The organism is Streptomyces odontotermitis (assembly GCF_050510915.1).
Lineage (GTDB): Bacteria > Actinomycetota > Actinomycetes > Streptomycetales > Streptomycetaceae > Streptomyces.
The window spans coordinates 105989-126338 of sequence record NZ_JBNJLS010000009.1; the positions used below are offsets into that span (position 1 = coordinate 105989).

The 20350-nt window shown below is 71.7% G+C and carries 19 protein-coding genes; 10 read left to right on the top strand and 9 right to left on the bottom strand.

Annotation, left to right across the window (positions count from 1 at the left end; genetic code table 11):
- Nucleotides 1-62: 62 nt before the first annotated feature.
- Both ACQB60_RS24985 and ACQB60_RS24990 read left to right on the top strand, forming a co-directional pair.
- Nucleotides 63-1370 carry an MFS transporter gene (locus ACQB60_RS24985; RefSeq protein ID WP_496928351.1) on the top strand — a complete coding sequence of 436 codons (1308 nt, stop codon included), beginning with the start codon at nt 63-65 and terminating at the stop codon, nt 1368-1370.
- A 140-nt stretch (nt 1371-1510) separates the two neighbouring features.
- Nucleotides 1511-2059, top strand: a complete 549-nt coding sequence (locus ACQB60_RS24990) for a GNAT family N-acetyltransferase (RefSeq protein ID WP_496928352.1) — start codon at nt 1511-1513, stop codon at nt 2057-2059.
- 10 nt (nt 2060-2069) lie between these two features.
- On the opposite strand, the gene ACQB60_RS24995 is transcribed toward ACQB60_RS24990, so the two are convergent.
- From ACQB60_RS24995 to ACQB60_RS25015, 5 genes are all read right to left on the bottom strand, one after another.
- Nucleotides 2070-2714 carry a mycothiol-dependent nitroreductase Rv2466c family protein gene (locus ACQB60_RS24995; protein WP_496928353.1) on the bottom strand — a complete coding sequence of 215 codons (645 nt, stop codon included), beginning with the start codon at nt 2712-2714 and terminating at the stop codon, nt 2070-2072.
- A gap of 68 nt (nt 2715-2782) precedes the next feature.
- On the bottom strand, nt 2783-3811 hold the full coding sequence (locus tag ACQB60_RS25000) for a ketopantoate reductase family protein (RefSeq protein WP_496928354.1): 1029 nt from the start codon (nt 3809-3811) through the stop codon (nt 2783-2785).
- A 22-nt stretch (nt 3812-3833) separates the two neighbouring features.
- Nucleotides 3834-4223: a nuclear transport factor 2 family protein gene (locus ACQB60_RS25005; protein WP_496928355.1), complete on the bottom strand. Its 390-nt coding sequence runs from the start codon at nt 4221-4223 to the stop codon at nt 3834-3836.
- On the bottom strand, nt 4216-4776 hold the full coding sequence (locus ACQB60_RS25010) for a DUF1697 domain-containing protein (protein ID WP_496928356.1): 561 nt from the start codon (nt 4774-4776) through the stop codon (nt 4216-4218). The genes ACQB60_RS25005 and ACQB60_RS25010 overlap by 8 nt, the downstream gene beginning before the upstream one ends.
- 91 nt (nt 4777-4867) lie before the next feature.
- Entirely contained in the window at nt 4868-6076 is a 1209-nt protein-coding gene (locus ACQB60_RS25015; RefSeq protein ID WP_496928357.1) for a S8 family peptidase, read from the bottom strand.
- Nucleotides 6077-6472: 396 nt separating this feature from the next.
- On the opposite strand from ACQB60_RS25015, the gene ACQB60_RS25020 reads away from it, so the two are divergent.
- Nucleotides 6473-8737, top strand: a complete 2265-nt coding sequence (locus ACQB60_RS25020) for an MMPL family transporter (protein ID WP_496928358.1) — start codon at nt 6473-6475, stop codon at nt 8735-8737.
- Here the strand turns inward: ACQB60_RS25020 and ACQB60_RS25025 are convergent.
- Nucleotides 8734-9198, bottom strand: a complete 465-nt coding sequence (locus ACQB60_RS25025) for a MarR family winged helix-turn-helix transcriptional regulator (protein WP_496928359.1) — start codon at nt 9196-9198, stop codon at nt 8734-8736. The genes ACQB60_RS25020 and ACQB60_RS25025 overlap by 4 nt on opposite strands.
- A gap of 165 nt (nt 9199-9363) precedes the next feature.
- Here ACQB60_RS25025 and ACQB60_RS25030 point away from each other — a divergent pair, with 165 nt between their 5' ends.
- From ACQB60_RS25030 to ACQB60_RS25055, 6 genes are read left to right on the top strand one after another with little or no spacing between them, the layout of a single operon-like run.
- Nucleotides 9364-10275 carry an SDR family NAD(P)-dependent oxidoreductase gene (locus ACQB60_RS25030; protein ID WP_496928360.1) on the top strand — a complete coding sequence of 304 codons (912 nt, stop codon included), beginning with the start codon at nt 9364-9366 and terminating at the stop codon, nt 10273-10275.
- Between the two features lie 11 nt (nt 10276-10286).
- Complete coding sequence (locus tag ACQB60_RS25035; RefSeq protein WP_496928500.1) at nt 10287-11159, top strand: amidohydrolase family protein; 873 nt, start codon at nt 10287-10289, stop codon at nt 11157-11159.
- Nucleotides 11160-11171: 12 nt separating this feature from the next.
- On the top strand, nt 11172-12686 hold the full coding sequence (locus ACQB60_RS25040) for an acyl-CoA synthetase (protein WP_496928361.1): 1515 nt from the start codon (nt 11172-11174) through the stop codon (nt 12684-12686).
- Between the two features lie 11 nt (nt 12687-12697).
- Nucleotides 12698-13171 carry a MaoC family dehydratase gene (locus tag ACQB60_RS25045; RefSeq protein WP_496928362.1) on the top strand — a complete coding sequence of 158 codons (474 nt, stop codon included), beginning with the start codon at nt 12698-12700 and terminating at the stop codon, nt 13169-13171.
- 33 nt (nt 13172-13204) lie between these two features.
- Nucleotides 13205-14536 carry an MFS transporter gene (locus ACQB60_RS25050; RefSeq protein ID WP_496928363.1) on the top strand — a complete coding sequence of 444 codons (1332 nt, stop codon included), beginning with the start codon at nt 13205-13207 and terminating at the stop codon, nt 14534-14536.
- On the top strand, nt 14536-15999 hold the full coding sequence (locus ACQB60_RS25055) for an alpha/beta hydrolase family protein (RefSeq protein ID WP_496928364.1): 1464 nt from the start codon (nt 14536-14538) through the stop codon (nt 15997-15999). Before ACQB60_RS25050 ends, ACQB60_RS25055 begins: the two co-directional genes overlap by 1 nt.
- Here the strand turns inward: ACQB60_RS25055 and ACQB60_RS25060 are convergent.
- The 3 genes from ACQB60_RS25060 to ACQB60_RS25070 all read right to left on the bottom strand — a co-directional run bounded on the left by ACQB60_RS25060 (nt 15986) and on the right by ACQB60_RS25070 (nt 19047).
- On the bottom strand, nt 15986-17047 hold the full coding sequence (locus ACQB60_RS25060; protein WP_496928501.1) for a CDP-alcohol phosphatidyltransferase family protein: 1062 nt from the start codon (nt 17045-17047) through the stop codon (nt 15986-15988). The genes ACQB60_RS25055 and ACQB60_RS25060 overlap by 14 nt on opposite strands.
- A 265-nt stretch (nt 17048-17312) precedes the next feature.
- Nucleotides 17313-18518: a macrolide-inactivating glycosyltransferase gene (mgt, locus tag ACQB60_RS25065; protein WP_496928365.1), complete on the bottom strand. Its 1206-nt coding sequence runs from the start codon at nt 18516-18518 to the stop codon at nt 17313-17315.
- 82 nt (nt 18519-18600) lie between these two features.
- Nucleotides 18601-19047, bottom strand: coding sequence for a MarR family winged helix-turn-helix transcriptional regulator (locus tag ACQB60_RS25070; protein ID WP_496928366.1), 447 nt, complete (start codon nt 19045-19047; stop codon nt 18601-18603).
- Between the two features lie 84 nt (nt 19048-19131).
- On the opposite strand from ACQB60_RS25070, the gene ACQB60_RS25075 reads away from it, so the two are divergent.
- Entirely contained in the window at nt 19132-20298 is a 1167-nt protein-coding gene (locus ACQB60_RS25075; RefSeq protein WP_496928502.1) for an ABC-2 transporter permease, read from the top strand.
- The last annotated feature ends 52 nt before the right edge of the window (nt 20299-20350 follow it).

A 20350-nucleotide genomic window follows, 5' to 3' on the forward strand; every position in this document is an offset into this window, starting at 1 on the left:
CCTGATTTAGCTCGACACTAAATCAATGTCGCCGCGGGCCACCCGGCGGGTTGGCTGTCTGCATGACCACGTCAGCGTCCCTGTCAGAGACAGAAGTGAGCCCCGGCAGGCCGAAGTCGCCCGCCTCCCTCCCCGTGGTGCGGCGGCTCTCCCTCATGACCTTCCTCAACGCCTTCGGCAACGGCCTCTTCTTCCCGCTGGGCGTCCTCTACTTCACGCGCATCGTCGGGCTCGACACCACCTCCGTCGGGCTCGGTATGACGGTGGCCGGAGTCGTCGGGGTCGCCGCGGGTGTCCCGGCCGGGCGGGCGGCGGACCGCTGGGGCAGCAGGCGGGTGGGCGGGCTGTTGTGGGGCGGCTGCGGGGTGGCCACGACGGCGTACGTCTTCGTGGACTCGTATGCCGCGTTCCTCGTCTCCGTGATCTGTGTGACGGGTCTGCTGCAGGCGGGGCGGGGCGTCCTCGGCGCGATCTACGCGGACGTGCTGCCGCGCGCGAACCGCACGGAGGCGCGCGGATTCCTGCGCGTGGTCACCAACGTGGCCATGGGCCTGGGCGGCGCCTGCGGCGCGGTCGCGCTCCAACTCGACACCCGGGGCGCCTACCTCACCGTCATCCTCATCAACGCGCTGTCCTTCGCCGCGCCCGCCCTGATGATCCGCACCCTGCCGGTGGCCGCGCACCGCCGCGACCTGGCGGCCGACGCCGTCGCCACCGCGGACCCGGCCCGTGGCCGGGCCGAGCCGGGCAACCGGTGGCGGGCCGTGCGGGATCTGCCGTACCTCGGGATGACCTTCCTGTACGCGGTGCTCGTCATGCAGTACACGCTCCTCGAAGTGGGCCTGCCCCTGTGGATCCTGGAGCGCACCGACGCGCCCCGCTGGACCGCCGCCCTGCTCCTCATCGTCAACTGCGCCCTGGTGGCGCTGCTCCAGGTGCGGGCCAGCCGCGCGGCCGCCACCGTGCCGACGGCGGTGCGGGCGATGCGCAGGTCCGGGCTGCTGCTCGCGGTGAGCTGCGCGGCCTTCGCGCTCACGGCCGGGCTGGATCCGGTGGGGGCGGTGGTCGTCCTGGTGGCGGGCGCGGTGATCCAGGTGGTCTCGGAGGTCCTGATGGCGGCGGGCGGCTGGACCCTCGGCTATGAACTCGCGGACGCCCACGCCCACGGCGTCTACCAGGGCGTGTTCAACTCCGGCCAGGCGGTCGGCATGATGGCGGGCCCCGCCCTGGTGACGCTCACGGCGGTGCGGCACGGAGCCGTCGGCTGGGCCGTGCTCGCGGTGCTCTTCGCCGCTGCGGGACTCGCGGTGCGCCCGACGGTGCGGTGGGCGCAGCGGGACGGGGACTGGCGGGGCGAGAGCGCCGCCTGACCCCCGCGACCTGCGATCTCCGCGGGCAACTGCCCCCGGAACCTTCGATCTCCGCAGGCAACTGCCCCCGGAACCTGCGAGGGCAATGGACGCCCCAAACCGGTTGCCGCTGCGTGCGGCGCGGGCCTAACGTGCCGCGAATGACCCCGGAACTGCGCTCCGAGCGCCTCCATCTGTCCCCCTATGTCGCCGCCGACCAGGAGGACTTCGTCGCGCTGTTCCAGGACGAGGCCGTGGGACGCTGGTTCGGGGACGGCATGCAGAGCGCGGCCGAGGACCGCGCCCTGTTCGGCCGGATATTCACGCTGATATACGCCGAGGAGCGCTTCCCCGTGTGGGCGGTGCGGCACGAGGGCCGGTACATCGGGCACGCCGAGGTGAAGCCGTCGCCGGAGCGCTGGCTCGACGGCCACGAGATCGTCTACGGGCTGCACCGCTCCAGCTGGGGCCGGGGCCTCGGCACCGAACTGGCGCGCCTGCTCACCTCGTACGGGCACGACACGCTCGGCCTGGACGAGGTGCACGCGACCGTGGACTCCGAGAACGCCACCTCGATCACGGTCCTGAAGCGGCTCGGCTACACCCAGGGCCGCGAGGTGCCGGAGGAGAACGGCCGGATCACGCTCCTGCTCACCTCGCGGCACCCCCACGGCACCGACGACAGCGACAACAGCGACGACGCCTGCTGACAGGGGTCGCTCAGCTGAAGTCGAGGCCCCCGGTCCGGGTCCGCTTCAGCTCGAAGAAGTCCGGGTGGTTCGCCAGGACCCGGAAGCTGTCGAAGAGTTCCGCGGCCTTCTCACCGCGCGGGATCGCCCGCAGGACGGGGCCGAACCACACGGTCCCGTCCACGTGGATGGTGGGCGTGCCCACATAGCCGTCCGCCTCCGGGTCCTTGCCCGCGTCGTGGCTGCGGCGCAGCGCCTCGTCATGGGCGGAGTCGTCCGCGGCGGCGGCGAGCTCGGCGGGGAGCCCCGTCTCGGCGAGCGCCTCGGCGACGGCCCTCCCGAAGTCGTGCTCGTAGGTCTCCTTCTGCCCGTGGATGCGGTTGCCGAGCGCGGTGTAGAGGCCGCGCTGCACCTCGGGCCCGTGCTTCTCGGCGGCGGCCGCCACGACCCGCACGACGCCGAGCGACCGGTCCACCAGGTCCCGGTACCAGTCGGGCAGTTCATTGCCCTCGTTGTGCAGGTACAGGCTCATGACGTGGAAGTTCAGGTCGAGGTCACGGGCCTTCTCGACCTCCAGGATCCAGCGGGACGTGATCCAGGCGAAGGGGCAGGCGGGGTCGAAGTAGAAGTCGATGCGGGTGGCGCCGGTGGTGCCGGTCGTGGTGTCCGTCGTCATGTCGCCGACCCTATCCAGCAAGTGGCGCAGCGGCGTGGGCCACTGCGCCAGCGTGCCGCTGGGCCATTTCAGTCTCCGAGATCCGGGTCCGCCGCCGGCTCCGCGCGCTCCACCAGCTCCGTGAGCTCCGCCACCGTCAGGGACCCGGCCGCCCTGCGCTCCCGCGCGAACGCGTTGGCGACCTCCTGGAGGGCGTCGTTGACCGGCGTCGCCACCCCGTGCAGCCGCCCGAGGAGCGCGATCTCTCCGTTGAGGTAGTCGGACTCGATGGTGCCGGTGCCGCGGGTGAGGCTCTGCCAGGAGGAGCCGCCGCCGCGCTCGGAGCCGTCGAAGGGGTCGAAGCGGACCTCGGCGCGGGCCTCCTGCTGCTCCGCGTCCCCCGCCACCTCGATCCCGGCCGCCGCGAGGACCGCCTCGCCCTCGGCGCGGGCGCGGGCGAAGAGCGCGCGGCCCGCGTCGTCCTTGATGGTCCCGGTGGCCGCCTCGATGGCGTTGGCGAGGTTGGAGAGGAGCTTCCCGTACTTCCAGCGCAGCACGTCCGGCACGACGGGCGCGAGGAACTTGGCGCTCTCCAGGTCGGCGCCGATGTGTGCGGCCGTCTCGTCGGTGCCGTGCGGGTAGCGGCCGAGGTGCAGCATCCCGGTGTAGGGGCCATTGGGGGCCGTGACCGCGCCGGGCTCCACGTGGCTCGCGGGGAGGTAGACGCACATCGCGTACACCCGGCGGAAGCGGCGCAGCGCCATCCGCTCGCTCTCCACGCCGTTCTGCGCGCAGACCAGCGGCAGCCGCTGCCCGGCCGTGCCGCCCCCGGCGACCGGCCGGCCGCTCCACGCGTCCAGGGCGGCCGTGCTGTCCTGGGTCTTCACCGCCAGGAACAGCACGTCGTCGGCGCGCAGTTCACCCAGCTCGGCCGGGCCGGTGACGACGGGGAGCCGGTGCGTCCTGACGCCCTCGCTGGTGGTGAGCCGCAGCCCTTCGTCCCGCAGCGCGTCGTGGTGGGCGCCCCGGGCGACGAGCACCACCTCGTGGCCGAACTCGGCGAGACGGCCGCCCACGGTGCCGCCGATCGCCCCTGCTCCGATGATGATGTAGCGCATGAGGTGCAGCCTCGCACACGCGTCAGGCGCCCTCGGTGTACGGGGTCCCCTGGTGGAACCAGAGCAGCCAGCGGCCGTCCCCGGCGCGCCGCCACAGCGAACTGCGGTGCGCGAGGCGGCCGTTGTGGTTGGTGTCGAAGGTCAGGTGGACGAGGTCGTCGGCGAGCTGGACGCCCTGCATGCGGGAGGTCGTGGTCGGGCTGACCCGGGTGTCCGCGCGCGAGGTCAGGGCCTCGATCACCGATTCCCGGTCCCAGCGCGTCCCGGACACCCCGAACTCGCTGAACTCCGGGTGCAGACAGGCCCCGAGCAGCTCCGGGGAGGCGCGCACCTCGGGGTCGAGGAGGAACAGTTCGCGTTCGATGGCGGCCTCGACGGCCTGGGGGAGGTCGGTCCTTGGCGAGTCAGTCATGGGTGAGCTCCACGAGCTTGACGACGGTGTTCCAGTTGCGCGAGGTGGCGACGAGGCCCTTGGTCAGGGTCGGCCGGGCGAGGGTGTCGGCGAGCTTGGAGCGGCCGAGCCCGTCGGGCGCGTAGAGGTAGAGGGCGCGGTCGCCGAGGCGGAACTCCTCGGGCAGGAAGGCGGGTTGGTCGATGGCGGCGAAACGGGCCTCGTCGACCGGCGCCGAGAAGTAGGTGACGTGCAGCTGCCTGCCCTCCAGTTCGGCGGCCGGGAAGGGGCAGGCGTCGACGACGGCCTTCAGATAGGCGGCGTCGCGCACCAGGACGTCCACGGCGAAGCCGAACTCCTTCTCGATGGCCTCGCTCACCCGGGCCGCGAGGACGTCCTCGCTCGCCTCCTCGCTCGCGAAGGCGGCGTTGCCGCTCTGCAGATACGTTCGTGCGTCGGCGCACCCCAGGCCGGTGAGCAGCGTGCGCAGCCGGGCCATCGGGACCTTCCGGTGGCCGCTCACGTTGATGCCGCGCAGCAGCGCCGCGTATCTCTTGATCGCCTTCGTCGCCATGCGCACACGATAAGGCGGCCGCCGTGCCCCGTGGGGGTGGGCACGACGGCCGCGGTTCGAGGGGGCCGCCCGGAGGCGGCCCGTGCTCGTGTTACTCGCCGACCTTCAGGAGCTTGTTCGGGGTGCCCTCGGACGGGTTGGAGATCTTGTCCGGGGTGGCACCGTCGGTGAGCGCCTTGGCGACCGCGTCCGGCTTGGCGTCGGGGTTGGCGCCCAGGTAGACGGCGGCGGCGCCGACGACGTGCGGGGTGGCCATCGACGTGCCGGAGATGGTGTTGGTGGCGTCGTCGCCGGTGTTCCAGTCGGAGGTGATGTCCGAGCCAGGGGCGTAGATGTCCACCACGGAGCCGTAGTTGGAGAAGTCCGACTGCTTGTCGTCCTTGGTGGAGGAGGCGACCGTGATGGCCTCCTTCACGCGGGCCGGGGAGCCCTGGGACGCGTCGGTCGACTCGTTGCCCGCGGCGACCGCGAAGGTCACACCGGACGCGATGGACTTCTTGACGGCCGCGTCGAGGGCTTCGTCGGCGCCGCCGCCGAGGCTCATGTTGGCGACCGAGGGGCCCTTGTGGTTCTTGGTGACCCAGTCGATGCCCGCGACGACCTGCTCGGTGGTGCCGGAGCCCTGGCCGTCCAGGACCTTGACCGCCACGACCTTGGCCTTCTTGGCGACGCCGTGCGCGTCACCGGCGATGGTGCCGGCGACGTGCGTGCCGTGGCCGTTGTCGTCCTCGGCCTTGTCGCTGTTGTCGATGGCGTTGAAGCCGTAGGACGCGCGGCCGCCGAAGTCCTTGTGGCTGATGCGGACACCGGTGTCGATGACGTACGCGGTCGCGCCCTCACCGGCACCGTCCGGGTACGTGTACTTCTTGTCGCCCTTGGTGTCCGCCTGGTCGATGCGGTCCAGGCCCCACGACGGCGGGTTGTCCTGGGTGGCGTCGATGCTGAACTTCTTCGACTGGACGACCTTGCCGACGGCCGGGTCGGCGGCGAGCTGCTTGGCCTCGGTCTCGCTCAGGCCCTTGGCGGAGAAGCCGTTGACCGCGGAGGAGTAGTTGCGGCTGAGCGAGCCGCCGTACTCCTTGGCGAGGTCTTCCTTGGCGCCCTTGTCGGTCTTCTCGTCGAGCATGACGATGTAGTTGCCCGCGACGGCGCCCTTGGCGTCCAGGCCGTAGACCTTGCCCTCGGCCGGGGCCGAGGCGCCCGCGAACGGACCCGCGAAGACGGTGACGCCCACGGCGGTGGCAGCGGTGGCTATGCCGGCGGCGAGCTTCATCGAACGTGCGCGCTTGTGAGATGCCATGAAGAGGGGTCTCCTCGTGGTGTGTTGTGGGGGGATGTGGGGGGTGTTGTGCGGACGCAGCAACCTTCACGGCGTCTGGCCCGAAGCTCCGGAAGATCTACGGGCGTTGAGACGAAACCCTGTCCGATTGACACGCGCAGATCAATACCTACACACACCTGTGACTTGTTCAACAAGGTTTCGCAATAACAAATCGGGTCTCGTTTGCCACATGGGACATTCCTCGCCGCCCCTCCTCCGGAGCCCCTTGGATGATCATCCCAACTCGCTTTAGGTGTAGGGGGCTTGAACCCCTCACCTCAGGGTCGCGGCCGCCTCCAGGGATGAGATCACGCCACCCCGGTTCACCGGACAGCACGACGAGGACCACCCCGCCCCCGCCCTAGCTTCAGGGCCATGGGGAATGTCATGGGCAAGGCACACCGCGATACGCGGGACACACGGGTACGGGGGTTCGCCGCGCGGGCCGGGGGCTGGAGCGCCCGGCACCGCTGGGCGGCCGTGGGAATCTGGGTGCTGTTCGTCGTCCTGGCGATGGGGCTCGGCTCGGCCGCGGGCCGGGTCGACGCGGACGACGACGGCGGGCTCAAGGGGGAGACGAGCCAGGCGTCCCGGATCGTCGACGACGCGGGACTCAAGGAGCCCGCGGGCGAGACCGTGCTGATTCAGGCCAAGGGTCGACTCACCGCGAAGGCACCGGAGTTCCGGGCGGCCGTCACCGACGTGATGGAAGCAGTGGACGCCACCGGCAAGGTCGCCTCCGTGACCTCGCCCTACAAGAGCGGCAGCGTCTCCAAGGACGGCCGCAGCGCCCTCGTCCGCTTCGACGTGCGCGGCGACGCCGACACGGCGGGCGACCGGGTCGAGCCGGTCCTCAAGGCCGTGGACGGGGTGGAGAAGAGGCACGACGGACTGCGGATCGAGGAGATCGGCGGCGCCTCCATGCAGAAGACGTTCGACGACGCCTTCGGCAGCGACTTCCAGCGGGCCGAGTACTCGGCCGTGCCCGTCGCGTTCGGCATCCTGCTGATCGCGTTCGGGGCGCTCGTCGCGGCGCTGCTCCCGGTGGCCCTCGCGGTCACCGCGATCATGGCGACGATGGGCCTGATGGGCGTGGTCAGCCACCTCCAGCCGATGAGCGAGACCGCCAACTCCGTGATGCTGCTCGTGGGTCTGGCCGTCGGCGTCGACTACTGCCTCTTCTATCTGCGCCGCGAACGCGAGGAGCGCGCCAAGGGCCGCGACCCGCAGGCCGCGCTGCGCATCGCGGCGGCCACCAGCGGCCGCGCCGTGGTCGTCTCCGGCGTCACGGTGTGCGTGGCCATGGCGGGCATGCTCTTCACCGGCATCACCGACTTCGTGGCGATGGGCCTGGCCTCGCTGATGGTGGTCGCGGTGGCCATGGTCGGCTCGGTGACCGTGCTGCCCGCGCTGCTCTCGCTGCTCGGCGAGCGGGTGGAGAAGGGCCGACTCCCGTTCCTGCGGCGGCGCGCGCAGGGCGCCCCGAGCGAGAGCAGGCTGTGGCGGGCGGTCGTCGGCGGCGTCCTCAAGCGCCCCGCCGTCTCCGTGGCCGTGGCGGCGGGCGTCCTCGCGGCGATCGCTCTGCCCGCGCTCGGCATGAAGACCCAACAGCTCACCCTGGACCAGGAGTTCGGTGACTCGCTGCCGATCGTGGCGACGTACGACCGGGTCAACGAGGCGTTCCCGGGCGGCACGGAACCGGCCGAGGTCGTCGTCAAGGCGAAGGACATCGACTCCCCCGAGATGAAGCGGGCGATCGCCGACTTCCGCGCCCAGGCGGTGAGTTCGGGCGCGACCCGCGGCCCGGTCGACGTGACCGTGCACAGGGCGCAGAACGTCGCGACCCTCTCGGTGCCCCTGGTCGGCGGCTCCGACCAGGGCAAGGCGGAGAAGAGCCTCGATCTCCTGCGGGACGAGGTGCGTCCGGCGACGCTCGGCAAGGTCGACGGGGCAGAGGCGCCCGTGACCGGGCAGGTCGCCGGGTCGAAGGACTTCAACGACCAGCTGAGCTCGGCGGTGCCGCCGGTCTTCGCCTTCGTCGTCGCGTTCGCCTTCCTGCTGATGCTGCTCTCGTTCCGCTCGCTGACCATCGCCCTCACCTCGATCGTGCTCAACCTGCTCTCGGTGGGCGCCGCCTACGGGATCCTGGTCATCGTCTTCCAGCACGGCTGGGGCGCCTCGCTGGTCGGCGCGGAGGGCGTGGGCGCGATCATCGCGTGGCTGCCGCTGTTCCTCTTCGTGATCCTCTTCGGGCTCTCCATGGACTACCACGTGTTCGTGGTGTCCCGGATCCGGGAGGCGCGCCTGCAGGGCCGTACGACGAAGGACGCGATCACGCACGGCGTCGTCACCACGGCGGGCGTGGTGACGAGCGCCGCCGTCATCATGGTCGCGGTCTTCGCCATCTTCGGGACGCTGTCCATGCAGTCCATGAAGCAGATGGGCGTGGGCCTCGCGGCGGCGGTCCTCATCGACGCGACGGTGATCCGTGGGGTGCTGCTGCCCGCCGTGATGGCGCTGCTCGGCGAGCGGAACTGGTATCTGCCGCGCTGGATGCGGAGGTTGCCGGACCTGACGCACGACGAGTCGGCCCCCGAGGCCCCCGAGGCCCCCGCGCCCCCGCGGGTCCCGGTCCCCTAAGGGCGCGCCACCCGCAACAGAAGGGTGTGCAAGGTCTCGCGCTCCTCGGACGACAGCGACGAGGTCAGCTCATCGGTCACCCGATGGCTGGCCTCGTCGCTGTCGCGCAGATACGCCCGCCCCTTGTCGGTGAGGACGACGACGCGGGCGCGCCGGTCGGTGGGGGCCGGGCGGCGCTCCACGAAGGCGAGCTTCTCCAGGTCGTCCACGAGCCCGACGATCGCGCTCGGGTCGTAGCCGAGCACGGTGCTCAACTCCCGCTGCGGGGCGCCCTCGACGGTGGCGAGGTAGCGCAGCAGCGCGTAGTGGCGCAGGCGCAGGCCGGACTCCTGGAGCGCGGCGTTGAAGAGCTGCCCGGAGCGCAGGCCGAGCCGGTAGAGGAGGTAGCCGGTGTCGGCGTGCAGCGCACGCATCCACGGCTCGTCGGCGTCGACCGGTTCAGGGATGTGGCGTGACGTCATGGTCCCAGGATGCCTCAACATCCATTACGACGACAATCATTGACGTCAACAATAATCTGCCTTAGCTTCCTTTCGCAGATCGACCCGGCACGGGGCGTGACCACGCCGCCGCCGTGAACTCCGGGGATGCCGCGGCCCGTTGTGCCGCCCGTCGAAGGGAAACCCATGCTCGACCTCACCGGAAAAGCCGCCGTCGTCACCGGCTCCGGCCGGGGCCTCGGCCTCGCCTACGCCCACGCGCTCGCCGCGCACGGCGCCTCGGTCGTCGTCAACGACGTCGACGAGGACGCCGCCGAAGCCGCCGCCACCTCCATCACCGAGGCGGGCGGCACGGCCGTCGCCGAGGTGGTCCCGGTCGGCACGGCCGAGGCCGCCGACCGCCTCGTGGCGCGCGCGGTGGACGCCTTCGGGCGGCTCGACGCGCTGGTCACCAACGCGGGCATCCTGCGCGACAAGGTCCTGTGGAAGATGACCGACGACGACTTCGACGCCGTCGTCACCACCCACCTCAAGGGCACCTTCACCTGCGCCCGCGCCGCCGCCGTCCGCATGCGCGAGCAGGGCGAGGGCGGCAGCCTGATCCTGGTGGGCTCGCCCGCGGGCCAGCGCGGCAACTTCGGACAGACCAACTACGCGGCGGCCAAGGCCGGGATCGCCGCCATGGCCCGTACGTGGTCCATGGAGCTGGCCCGCGCGCACATCACGGTCAACGCGATCGTGCCGGTCGCCGCGACCGCGATGACCGAGACGATCCCCGCCTTCGCCCCGTACATCGAGGCCCTGAAGAACGGCGCGCCGCTGCCGTCCTTCCTGCGCAAGGGCGAGGGCTTCGGCACCCCGGAGGACTGCGCGGCCCTCGTGCCCTTCCTCGCCTCGGCGGCCGCCCGCGACATCACCGGCCAGTGCGTCGGCATCGGCGGCGACCGGCTCACCCTCTGGTCGCACCCCCAGGAGGTCAACACGGCCTACGCGGACGGGGGTTGGTGCCCCGAGACGATCGCCGAGGCGTGGCACTCCAGCGTGGGCAGCGCGCCCCAGTCGGTCGGCATCCCCGCGCCGAAGGTCCCGGCCGCGTGAGCGCCGCCGCCATGGACGTGAGCAGGCTGGCCGCCATCGACGTCCACACCCACGCCGAGGTCTCGTCCCGGGGCGCCGCCTCCCTCTCCGCGGAACTCGACGCCGCCTCCAGCTCGTACTTCAAGGTCGAGGGCCGCGACCGCAAGCCCACGCTGCCCGAGATCGCCGCGTACTACCGCGAGCGGAAGATGGCCGCCGTCGTCTTCACCGTGGACGCCGAGTCGGCCACCGGCACCGAGCCCGTCCCGAACGAGGAGGTCGCCGAGGCCGCCGCCGCCCACCCGGACGTGCTCATCCCGTTCGCCTCCATCGACCCGTTCCGGGGCCGGGCGGGGGTGCGGCGGGCCCGGCGCCTGGTCGAGGAGTACGGGGTGCGGGGCTTCAAGTTCCACCCGAGCATCCAGGGCTTCTTCCCCAACGACCGCTCCGTGGCCTACGCGTTGTACGAGGTGATCGAGGAGACCGGCGCCATCGCCCTCTTCCACACCGGCCAGACCGGCATCGGCGCGGGTGTGCCCGGGGGCGGCGGCATCCGCCTGAAGTACTCCAACCCCCTGCACGTCGACGACGTCGCCGCCGACTTCCCGCACCTGAAGATCATCCTCGCGCACCCGTCCTTCCCCTGGCAGGACGAGGCCCTCGCCGTCGCCACGCACAAGCCGGGCGTGCACATCGACCTCTCCGGCTGGTCGCCCAAGTACTTCCCGCCGCAGCTCGTCCAGTACGCCAACACGCTACTCAAGGACAAGGTCCTCTTCGGCTCCGACTACCCGGTCCTCACGCCCGACCGCTGGCTGGCCGACTTCGAGAAGCTGCAGATCAAGGACGAGGTCCGCCCCAAGATCCTCAAGGAGAACGCCGCCCGGCTCCTCGGGCTCGCCTGAAAGGGGCATCCCATGCGCAACGAGGGAACCGGCTCCTGGCCCGCACGCCGGGCCCGCAGGACCCCCCACCACCCCGCCCTCCACCACGAGGGCACCACCACCTCGTACGCCGAACTCCACGCCCGCACCGTCCAACTGGCCCGCGCCCTGCGGGAGTCGGGTGTGCGGCACGGCGACCGGATCGCCCACCTCGGCCCCAACCACCCCGCCTTCCTGGAGACGTTCTTCGCGGCGGGCACCCTCGGCGCGGTCTTCGTCCCGCTCAACACCCGTCTGGCCGTCCCCGAACTCGCCCACCAGCTCACCGACTCCGGCGCGGGCACTCTCGTCCACGCCCCCGCACACGGGGAGGCCGCAGGCGAGCTGCGCGGCCTCGTGCCCACGCTCCGCCGCACCGTGCAAGTCGGCACGGAATACGAGGAGTTGCTGGCCTCCGCGAGCCCGGAGCCGCTCGACGAACCCGTCACCGGCGACGACATCGCCCTCATCATGTACACCTCGGGCACCACGGGCCGCCCCAAGGGCGCCATGCTCACCCACGCCAACCTCACCTGGAACGCCGTCAACGTCCTCGTCGACGCCGACCTCACCTCCACCGCCACCGCCCTCGTGACGGCCCCCCTCTTCCACACGGCGGGCCTGAACATGCTGACCCTGCCGATCCTCCTCAAGGGCGGCACCTGCGTCCTCGTCGAGTCCTTCGACCCGGCCGCGGCCCTCGCCCTCGTCGAACGCCACCGCGTCACCGCGATGTTCGGCGTCCCCACGATGTACGAGCAGATGGCCCGTCAACCCCTGTGGCCCCGCACCGACTTGAGCACCCTGACCGTCCTGATGTGCGGCGGCGCCCCCGTCCCCCGGCCGCTCATCACCACGTACGCGGAGCGCGGCCTCGCCTTCCAGCAGGGCTACGGCATGACCGAGGCCGCGCCCGGCGTGCTCTACCTCGACGCCGCGCACGCCGTCGACAAGGCGGGCTCGGCCGGGGTCCCGCACTTCTTCACCGACGTGCGGGTGGTGCGCCCCGACCTCACCGAGACGGACACCGGCGAGGTGGGCGAGATCCTGGTGCGCGGGCCCCATGTCATGCCCGGCTACTGGGGACTGCCGCAGGAGAGCGCGGCCGCGTTCGCCGACGGCTGGCTGCGCACGGGCGACGCCGCGCACCGGGACGCCGACGGCTGCGTCACCATCGCCGACCGCCTCAAGGACATGATCATCTCCGGCGGCGAGAACATCTACCCGGCCGAGGTCGAGAGCGCCCTGCTCGCCCACCCCGACGTCGTGGAGTGCGCCGTCATCGGCGTGCCCGACGCGAAGTGGGGCGAGGTGCCGCGCGCCGTGATCGTCCCGCGCGCGGGCACGGCCCCCGACCCGGCGGAGCTGCTCGCCTCGCTCACGGGCCGCCTCGCCAAGTACAAGATCCCGAAGTCCGTGGCGATCGCCGCCGAGCTGCCGCGCACCGCCTCCGGAAAGCTCCTCAAGCCCGCGCTGCGCCACCGCTACGGCAACCCCAACCACCTCTAGGAGTACGTGAGATGAGCACCCCCGCGACCCACACCACCACCGTCGACGGCCTCGACGCGCTCAAGAAGCTGGCCGGCACCGACCTCGGCGCGAGCGCCTGGACCGAGGTCACCCAGGAGCGGATCGACACCTTCGCCGACGCCACCGGCGACCACCAGTGGATCCACACCGACCCCGAGCGCGCGGCGTCCGGCCCCTTCGGCGCCCCCATCGCGCACGGCTACCTCACGCTCTCCCTCTTCATCCCCCTGTTCACCGAACTCCTCGACGTCCGGGGCGTCACCACGAAGGTCAACTACGGCCTGGACAAGGTGCGTTTCCCCGCCCCGGTGCCGGCCGGCTCGCGCATCCGGCTGGTCGGCCGCCTGGCCGCCGTCGACGAGGTGCCGGGCGGCGTGCAGATCGCCGTGGACGGCACCGTCGAGATCGAGGGCGCCGCCAAACCCGCCTGCGTGCTGCGCAGCCTCTCCCGCTTCTACCAGTAGCCCCCACCCACCAGCCGCCCTCAGGAGCCCGCCATGCCCGTCGCCCAATCCGCGCACGGCACCCGGCAGTTGCGCAGAGTCGCCCTCTCCGGCCTGCTCGGCACCGCGGTGGAGTTCTACGACTTCCTGGTGTACGGAACGGTCGCCGCCCTCGTCTTCGGCGACCTGTTCTTCCCCGAGGCCGACCCCGCCGTCGGCACCGTCGCGGCCTTCGGCACCTTCGCCGCGGGCTATGCCGCCCGGCCCCTCGGCGGCATCCTCTTCGGACACTTCGGCGACCGGCTCGGCCGCAAGTCGATGATGCTCCTGACCATGGTCCTGATGGGCACGGGCAGCTTCCTCATCGGCCTGCTCCCGACGTACGACGCCATCGGCGTCTGGGCGCCCGTCCTGCTCGTCCTGCTGCGCGTGGTGCAGGGCGTCGCGATCGGCGGCGAGTGGGGCGGCGCGACCCTGATGGTCGCCGAGCACGCGGGCGACCGGCCGCGCGGCCTGTGGACCAGCTTCACGCAGCTGGGCGCGCCGCTCGGGACGGTCCTGTCGACGTCCGTCGTCACTCTCGTGTCGACGCTGCCCGACGAGCAGTTCCGGGCGTGGGGATGGCGCGTCCCCTTCCTCCTCAGCCTGGTGCTGCTGGCCGCCGGGCTCTACATCCGCCTGAAGGTGGACGAGAGCCCCCTGTTCACGGCCGAGAAGAACCGCCGACGGGACGCCCCGCGCCTCCCCCTGCTCGACGTGCTGCGCACGCCGCGCACCGTGCTGCTCGCCGCCTGCGTCGGCATCGGCCCGTTCGCGGCCCAGTCCCTGATGACCACCTTCATGATCTCGTACGCCGTCGACTCCGGGTACGCGCGGCCGCAGGTCCTGACCGGCGTCACCGTGGCCTCCTGCACGGCGCTGCTCGTGATGCCGCTCGCCAGCGCGCTCTCCGATCGGGTCGGACGCCGCCCCGTGGTCCTCACGGGCGCGCTGCTCTCGGCGGCGACCGCCTTCCCGGTCTTCGCCCTCGCCGACTCCGGCCGCCCGGGCCTCCTCGTCCTGGCCTGCGTGCTCGGGCACGGCATCGCCCAGTCCACGATGTACGGGCCGCTGGGCGCCCTGCTCACCGAGATGTTCGGCACCCGCGTCCGCTACACCGGTGCCTCGCTCGGCTACCAGACGGCGACGCTGCTCGGCGCCGGGTTCTCCCCGCTCATCGCCGGCTCGCTGCTCGCCACGTACGACTCGAGCACCCCCGTCGCCCTCCTGCTCACCACCGGGGCCGCCGTCACGGCGCTCACCGTCTGGCGGCTGCGGGAGACGAGCGGCACCACGCTCGGCGACACCCCCACCGACGTCCGCCCCACGGAAGGAGCGCACCCCTGATGCGCACGGCTTCCCCGGCACTCCAGACTTCCCCGGCACTCCAGACATCTCCGACATCCTCCCGCATCCAGCGCGTCAGAGGCACCGTGGCGGCCCTCGCCGTCCTCGCCACCCTCGCGTCGGTGACCGCCGGGGCAAGCCCAACTGCCCTCGGGGGCACCGCTGTCGGCCACTTCGAGGGCACCCTGCCCTCCGGCGCCGCGTACACCATCGACGCCCCGGAGCACTGGAACGGCACGGTGCTCCTGTTCAGCCACGGCTACCGGCCCGCGGGCTCCCCGAACCCGGCGCAGAACGCCCCCGACGACGCCGCCAGGAAGCTGCTCCTGAAGGAGGGGTACGCGCTGGTCGGCTCCTCGTACGCCACCACCGGCTGGGCCGTCGAGCAGGCGGTGCCCGACCAGCTCGGCGCCCTGGACGCCTTCACCGCCAGGGTGGGCGCGGCCCGGCGCACCCTCGCCTGGGGCCAGTCGTACGGCGGCCTGGTCACCACGGCGCTCGCCGAGCGGCACGCGGACCGCGTCGACGGCTCCCTCTCGATGTGCGGCCTGGTCCACGGCGGCGTCGCCAACTGGAACTCCACGCTCGACCCGGTCTTCGCCCTGCGCACGCTCCTGGCACCGCACTCCGGCATCCGGCTCACGCGGTTCTCGGACCCGTCGCAGGCCACGGCGAACGCGCGGAAGATGAGCGCGGTGCTCACCGGGGCCCAGTCGACCCCCACGGGCCGCGCCCGCATCGCCCTCGCCGCCGCCCTGCACGCCGTCCCCGGCTGGAACGACCCGAAGCAGCCGCGCCCGGCCCCCGGCGACCACGCGGCCAGGCAGGCAAACCAGTACGCGGCGTTGACGGGCCTGGTACAGGCACCCGCGTTCTCCTGGCGCCAGGAGGCCGAGGCGCGGGCCGGCGGCTCCATGTCCTGGAACACCGGCGTGGACTACGCGGCGATCCTCGCCCGCTCCTCCCAGTACGAGGAGGTCAAGGCCCTTTACAAGGCGGCGGGCCACTCCCTGGAGGCCGACCTGAACGCCCTCGCCTCGGCGCCGCGCCTCCAGGCCGACCGGCGCGCCGTCTCCTACATGAAGCGGAACGTCGCCTTCACCGGCCGCCTCACCAAGCCCCAACTGGACATCCACACCACGGGCGACGCCCTCGTCCCGGTCCGCGCCGAGAGCGCCTACCGGTCCGCGGTCACCAGGGCCGGACGCGGCGGCCTGCTCCGCCAGGCGTACGTGGGGAACGCGGGCCACTGCACCTTCAGCCCCGCCGAGGAGCTCGCCGCCGTCCACGTCACCGAGCGGCGGATCACGACGGGCCGCTGGGGCGACACGTCCCCCGCGGCCCTCAACGCCGAGGCGCGGCGCGCGGACCCGACGACGGCCGCGCGCTACGGGCCCTTCCGTCCGGGCCCGTACCCGCGGCCGTACGACCTGGCCCCGCCGCCGCGTACTAGGCAGCGGTGACGACCTTCTCCGCCTCCGCCTCGGCCGCCGCCTTCTCCTCCTCGAAGGAGTCGATGGTCCGCGTGAAGTCCCGCGTCGACAGCAACAGCTTGTAGACGATGGCGAGTTCGAAGACGAGGAGCAGCGCACCGGACACGATCGTCGCGGGCAGCACCACGTCGAAGAGCGGGCCGATGATGAAGACGCCCATCTGGAACTCGATGCCGCTCACCAGGTGGGCGCGGATGCGGTGGCGCAGCAGGAAGGAGCGGGCCCGCAGGTACGCGGGGAACTTGCGCCGGAACTCCTGGTGCAGGTCGATGACCTGGGCCTTGGGCTTGCCGGTCGTGCCCTCCGCGGCACCCTCGCCGGGCACCGGACCGGCGGCCTCGGGCTCCCCCTGGCCCTGAGCCTGCGCCTCGGCGTCGACCTGCGCCTGCGCCTGGTCCTGCGCCTTCTGGAGGTCCTGCTCCACATCGGCCTCGGGGTTGTCCCGCAGCAGGTCCTCCATGAAGGCGAGCTCCGCCTCGTTCTGGGCGCGGCGGGCCGCCTTCATGCGGGCCTTGATCTGCTTCCGCATGGAGTGCCGGATCTTGAAGATCTCCAGCGAGTTGATGTAGCGCAGCGTGTCGAGCCCGACCACGGCGAGCGCGAGCCAGATGTAGAGGGTGTCGCCGGTGCGCTCGTACTGGCCGCCCATCAGCGCGACGCCGCACACCATCACGCGGATCCGGTCGAAGACGAAGTCCAGCCAGGCGCCGAACACCGAACCGGTGCCGGTGAGCCGGGCGACCTTGCCGTCCATGCAGTCGAGGATGAAGCTCAAGTGATAGATGACGGCGCCGAGGACCAGCCACTTCCAGTCGCCGAACGCGAAGCAGGCCGCGGAGCCGAGCCCGAGCAGGAACGCACCCCAGGTGATCTGGTTCGGAGTGATCCTCGTCCGCATCGCGGTCAGCCGCACGAGCGGCGTGGCGACCGGGTCGACGAGCAGCACGGTCCACCACGCGTCCCGCTTCTTCTGGGTGATGCGGCGCACCTCATCGAGGGGCGGTATGTCCTGTCGCATGGCTGCTGCACGCATGGGGGGTCAACTTCCTGGCGTTCGACTCGAGTTCACCTCACGCTAAGAAGCAGTTCGCGCAAGGAACAAGAAGCCGGGCGTGCAACCTTTGAGCGGGGATAAGGGTCCAACGGGGCAGAAGAGTCAATGGCGTTTCCAGGATGCTCCTGCGTTACCTGAGCGTTATGGAGCGACCGGTCCGTTATCCAATCACCACGCAATCACCTCCGGGAGCACCACAACCACCCCCGGAGGCCCCTCCCCCCCCCACTCACTGTCGCTTCGCGAGCTCCGCCTCGATCAGATCGGCGGCCCGCCGCGTGCCGCCCTCCGCCGCCATGTCCCGCTGGATCTCCGCGAGCCTCCGCGCGACCTCCGGGTCGTCGACGAGTGCGAGCACCGCCTCCCGCAGACCCTCCGCCGTGGCCTCCTCCATCGGCAGATGGCGGGCGACACCGAGCCCCTGCAGCATGTCGGCGTTGCCGAACTGGTCCACGGCCTGCGGCACCGCCACCATCGGCGTCGCGGTGGCGAGCCCTTCCTGGCTGCCGCCCGCCCCGGCGTGCGTGATGAAGGCGTCGGCCTTCTTCAGGACCGCCAACTGCGGTACCCACTGGCGCACTTCGACGTTCGCGGGGACCTCCCCGAGCTCGTCCGCCGTGACGTGCTTGCCGACCTGGAGCACCACGTGCCACCCGGGCAGCTCCCCGAAGGCCCGGATGCACGCCCGGTAGAAGTCGGGCTGCTTGGTGAAGGACGAGCCGAGCGAGACCAGCAGCACCTTCTCCGCCCCGGCGGGCCGCTCCCAGTCGCCCTGCGCCGCCCGGTCGCCCTGGCAGGCGCCGACGAAGGTGTGCACGCTCTCGTCGACCCGGTCGGCGTGCGGCTGGAGCGCCTTGGGGATCAGCACGAGGGAGCGCGGCGGCCGCCCCACGAACGGGTCGGGATGCTGGTCGACCCCGTTCTCCGTCAGCCAGCCGGTGAAGCGCTCGTAGTACGCCTTGCCGCGCTCGCTCTCCTTGAGCTCCGCGTACATCGGCTCGGCGACCTCCTCCTCGTACCCCTCCCAGGCCACGAGGTTGGGCGAGAGGGAGATCTCGGGGACGCCCCAGCGGCGGGCGAGCACCCGGGCCGGGTAGGAGGTGATGTCGTACAGGACGAGGTCGGGCTCGTCGCCCTCGTACGCCTTCGCCAGCTGCGGCAGGGCGCCCACGGCGTCGGCGAGGAACGGCTCGATGTTGTCGATCAGTTCGGTGCCCCACGCCTCGGGGTCGTCGTCCGGGCCCGGCAGGGTGGTGGTGTAGAGGACGGGCTCGGCCCCGGTCTCGGCGACCTTCTCCTCGAAGAGGTGCGGGATCGCGTACGTGACGCGGTGGCCCCGCGCGACGAGCTCACGGATCACTTCGAGGCTGGGGTTCACATGGCCGTGGGCGGCGATGGAGAACATGGCGACATGGGCGCGCGGGCGGCTGGTCATGCCGCCACACTAAGCGAGACGATACGTCTCGTGCAACCAATCTCCCGGCCGTGCACCCCCGCCGCCCCCTACCCTTACTCGATCACTCGATCTCGTCCGCCGACTCCCCCGCCGCCCGGTTGTAGCGGAGCAGATACTCGGCGAACCGCTCCAGGTCCGGCCCGCCCCAGTCCGCGAGCCGCTCCCGGAAGGCGACCCGGCGCGCGGCGGTGACCTGACCCAGGACCTCGATGCCGCGCTCGGTGAGGTGCAGCACGTGCACCCGGTGGTCGGTCGGGTCGAGCCGCCGCTCCACCAGCCCGGCCTTCTCCAGGGCGCCGACCTGTCTGCTGATCGTCGACTTGTCGAGGGTGTAGTGCGCGGCGAGATCCGTGGCCCGGCAGCCGCCCTGGTACTCGAGGTGGCTGAGCAGCGTGAAGGACACGAGCGAGAGCTCGGGGTGCATCCGCGCGGCGGTGGCGCGGGCCCGCCGGGCGAACGCCGTCATCTCCCGCTGGATGATCTCGATGGACTCGTCGCGTTCGGCCACGATTTCTCCCTTCCGAGCAATGGTTGTACAGTACAACATCGAAAGAGAGTTGCATAAGCCAACCATCTGGAAGTGATCCCCGCCATGGCCGAGCGGCCTGCCCCCACCGCACCCGCACCCTCATCCGCATCCGCATCCACCGCACCCGCCCACGCGCTGCGCGGTCCCCTGCGCCACGTGCTCCTCCATCTGGTCACGCCGCTGCTGATGTGCCTCGGCATGGGCCTGGCCTACATGGGGGCGTTCGTGACGCCGGAGCCTCATGAGCTGCCGATCGCCGTCGTCGGCTCGGGCCAGCAGACCCAGGTGCTCGCGCAGACCGTCAAGGACCAGGCGGGCGACGCCCTCGACGTGCGCACGGTGAGCTCGCGCGCCGCCGCCGTCGACGCCCTCAAGTCCCAGTCGATATCCGGTGCCTACCTGCCCGACAAGAAGGCGCCCGAGCTGATCGTGGCGTCCGCGGGCTCCGACATGAGCGCGCTCGCCGTCGAGAAGCTCTTCACACCCGTCGCCGCCGAGCAGGGCGTGCCGCTGAAGGTCACCAACGTGGCGCCCCCGGTCGACGACGACCCCACGGGCCAGGGCCTGTTCTTCCTCCTGGTCGCGGTGAGCATCGGCTCGTACGCCTCGGTCGCGGTCCTCGGCGCGGCGGGCGGCGCGCTGCGGATGCGGGCCCGCGCCGGCCTGGCCGTCGGGGTCTCCTTCGTGGTCAGCCTCATCGGCGCCGCGCTCGCCGGGCCCGTCTTCCACCTGGTGCACCAGGGGCTGTGGGGCGTGTGGGGCATGGCGTGGCTCTACTCGGCGGGCATCCTGCTGATCGGCGTCGGCCTGCACCCGTTCCTGAAGCGCTGGACGACGCTCGCCATGATGGTGCTCTTCGTGATGCTCAACTTCACGTCGTCCGGCGGCCTGTTCCGCCCCGAGCTCCAGAACGGCTTCTTCGGCTCCCTGCACGCCTTCTGGAACGGCGCGGGCTTCGTCGAGGGCATGCGCACCCACGTGTACTTCGGCGGCCACGGCCTCGCCCCGCATGTGTGGACGCTCGTCGCGTGGCTGGCCGTCGGCGTCCTGCTCACGGCGGTGGCGGGCCTGTCGGAGCGCCGGGGCCGGGTCGCGGAGAGCGCGGCCACCGCTCCGGCCCACAGCCACAAGCGGCTGCCCGTGGAGCCGACTTCGCAGGCCGAGGCCGAAGCCGAGGAGGAGGAGATGGAGGAGGAGATGGAGGAGATGGAGGAGTCGGTCGCGGTCTGACAACCGCCTTGTCCTGTCGGCACGTTGAGGGCCCCGCACCTGAGGTGCGGGG